This window comes from Erythrobacter sp., from assembly GCF_038133525.1.
Lineage (GTDB): Bacteria > Pseudomonadota > Alphaproteobacteria > Sphingomonadales > Sphingomonadaceae > Qipengyuania.
Genome location: NZ_JAYPTL010000128.1, coordinates 1 through 2705, shown reverse-complemented (window position 1 = coordinate 2705; position 2705 = coordinate 1). Strand labels below are relative to the sequence as shown.

General features: G+C 62.6%; 2 protein-coding genes. Both read right to left on the bottom strand.

Annotated elements, in window-relative coordinates; translation table 11 throughout:
- Positions 1-1387: IS21 family transposase (gene istA / locus AAFM29_RS16975; RefSeq protein ID WP_341713920.1), on the bottom strand; the 1387-nt coding region annotated here is incomplete at its 3' end.
- Positions 1388-1686: 299 nt separating this feature from the next.
- Positions 1687-2705, bottom strand: a 1019-nt coding sequence (locus AAFM29_RS16970; RefSeq protein WP_341713919.1) for a hypothetical protein, incomplete at its 5' end; no start/stop codon positions are given.

Genomic DNA, 2705 nt, shown 5'->3' with positions numbered 1-2705 from the left:
CTGGCGAGAACCGGGTGCGCAAGGCGGCGATGTCCGGGGTTCGCCGTGCGACAAGGTCTGCTTGGAGAAGGCCCGCCAGTTCCGCCTCGCAGGCCCGCTCGTGCGCCATGGCAAGCAGGTCGACGATGATCCGGCAGGCACTGCGTTCTCCTTCGCATTCCAACAGGTGCTCGAACATCCGCCGGTAGGCCTCCCGCGGGAACAGGCTGTCGCGATAAACCAGCCCCATGAGCGCCATTGGCTTGCGCCTGAGCGAGTGGATGACGTGCCGGTAATCGACGACATGGCCATGCTTGCCATTGCTGCCGGCGCGGCCACGCACCAGCGTCATCAGCCGGGTGCCGCCCAGGAACAGGTCGATCCGGTCATCGTAAAGCCGGGCCCTGAGCCGGTGGCCGATCAGGCGCGAAGGAACGGTGTAGAACACCTTGCGCAGCATGAACCCGCCCGACGAAGTGACGGTGACCAGAACTTCCTCGTAATCACTTGTGCGCATGTCAGGCAGCGGCTGCAAGGCGCGGCGCTCCGCATCGATCGAGGGGGCATGACGCCGGTTGCGTGCGGTCACGACCTCGTCGATGAACCGCCGGTAGGCGGCAAGGTCGGCGAAGTCGCTGCTGCCCCTGAGCAACAAGGCATCCCTGATCGCAGCCTTGATGTGACCGTGGGCGCTCTCGATCGAGCCATTCTCGTGGGCCACGCCCGTGTTGTTGCGGGTCGGCTCCATTCCGTAATGCTGGCACAGCGCATCGTACCGCCGCGTCAGGTCGGCACGGGCATCGGCGCCGATATTACGGAACGCCGCCGACAGGCTGTCGGTGCGGTGGAGCCGGGGCACGCCGCCTGCCGACCACAAGGCGTTCTGCAGCCCTTCGGCGAGCGCGATGAAGCTCTCGCCGCCCAGGATCACATGGGCATGCTCGAAGCCGCCATGGATCAGCCGGAAGTGATAGAGCATATGCTCCAACGTCTCGCCGACAACGGTAACGCCCAGATCGGCCATTGCGGTAAAGTCCGACAAGCCGAGTCGGCCGGGTTCGTGCACCTGGCGGAACATAACCTCGCGCTCAGGCCCATGAAGCGCTCGCCAGCCCCTGATCCGCCGCTCCAATGTCCGACGCGCAAACGGCAGATCGCCGTGCCGACGGCGCAGTTCCTCGAAGATCGCGATCGGGCGAAGAGCGGGCGCGGCTTCCAGTAGCGGCACAACCTCTTCCTCGAATATCCCGGCGAGCGGATCGGGACGTCGCCGCTCTCGCGGCGTCTTCGCCTGAGAAGGCAGCGTTGCCCGCTCCAATAGCCGGTAACCCGTCGCCGTGCTGAACCCCGACTTCGCCGCGGCAATGGTGACGGGATCGTTCCTTCTGATATTCATGAAAAGCCTCATCTGATGATCGGTTATGTGACGGCCAGGCACACGGCAGGTCCTCCTCCCGGAAAAACACAACCTTACCTGACGCCGCGATCATCTCCGGCCTCCCCACAAAGGGGCGCTCCGGTGTGTCGGGATCGGCTCCGGGCTACGCCCTACGCCAACCCCGACACACCGGATTCTCATCTTGATTGTCGCGCATTCTCACCGTGAATGTCGCGCGACACTTGTCCCTCCCCAGTCACGTCCCATTGGAAATTAACACCTCCCCCTTCCGATTTCACATTCTCCTCACCCTCTGAAGAATCCTAGACTTACCGGCCCATGCCCATACCATTTTGGAAAGCTGCCCGCTTCAGCCAGTCCTGTTGCCGCTGCGCACCTTGTTCAAGCTGTACAAGGGTGGAGTTTGGTAATTCTGCCTTGGCCAGTGCGGCGGCTGCCTCGTCCTGTCGCACGCACAGCGCGAGACGGTCCGCGTGCACGTCACCCTCCCCGTGTGCTTTAAGCCAATCCTGTATCTTCTTGCGCTCTGGCGGCAACTCACTGCCCTCACTTCCGCGTTCATTCGATCCGACTGCCGATGCTTGAATGGGATGCTCTGATGACGGTTCTGATGTCGGCTTTAATGACGGCTCTTGTTTCAATATCAGCTCTGCACAGCGCAGGGGCTGCTCCTCAGACATCAGCCGCTCGCGCATCTGCCGGGTACGCTGCGACGCTACAGCGCGAGCCTTCCTGTCTTCTTCCTCAACGCAGATCTGGACGGCACGGCGCATTGCGTTCTGTAGCTCCTCGTCTCGCCGGAACTTATGCGCAAAGTCGACAAGTTCCGCCGGGGCATCCGCTGCCAGGCGGGCAAGCCCGTCCTCAATCTCAACTCTCTGCGGACATTTCTCGACAAACTCCAGGACGCGCTTGAAGGCGCGCTGATTGACGCGCAAAATCCCCGTTACCCGCTCCATTGTCCGCGGATCAGTGATGGCCCATCGGCTCGGAAGCCGAAACAGCGCGCAATCCTGGCGCGAGAAGGTGACTCGAAGTGCTTCGTCCTCACTTTCGACTTGAGGGCGCAGAAGATTTGTCCGCATCAGCTGTATGATCGCCTCGTCGGTCAGTTTCGGCGACTTCGGGGTTTCAGCTGCGGAGCGCGTCACTGAACCGGCTACCGACGGCCCTGCCCTCTCCGCCTGACGCGATCTCTCCCCATTGTCATTTGTCGCGGCGCGGCTTCGCTGCTGCGCGATAATCGCGGTGACCATCTCTTGCGCGGCCTTTGCGATCCCATCGTGCCGGGCCGCGATGGACCTGCTGTTCGCGATCTGTTGCAACT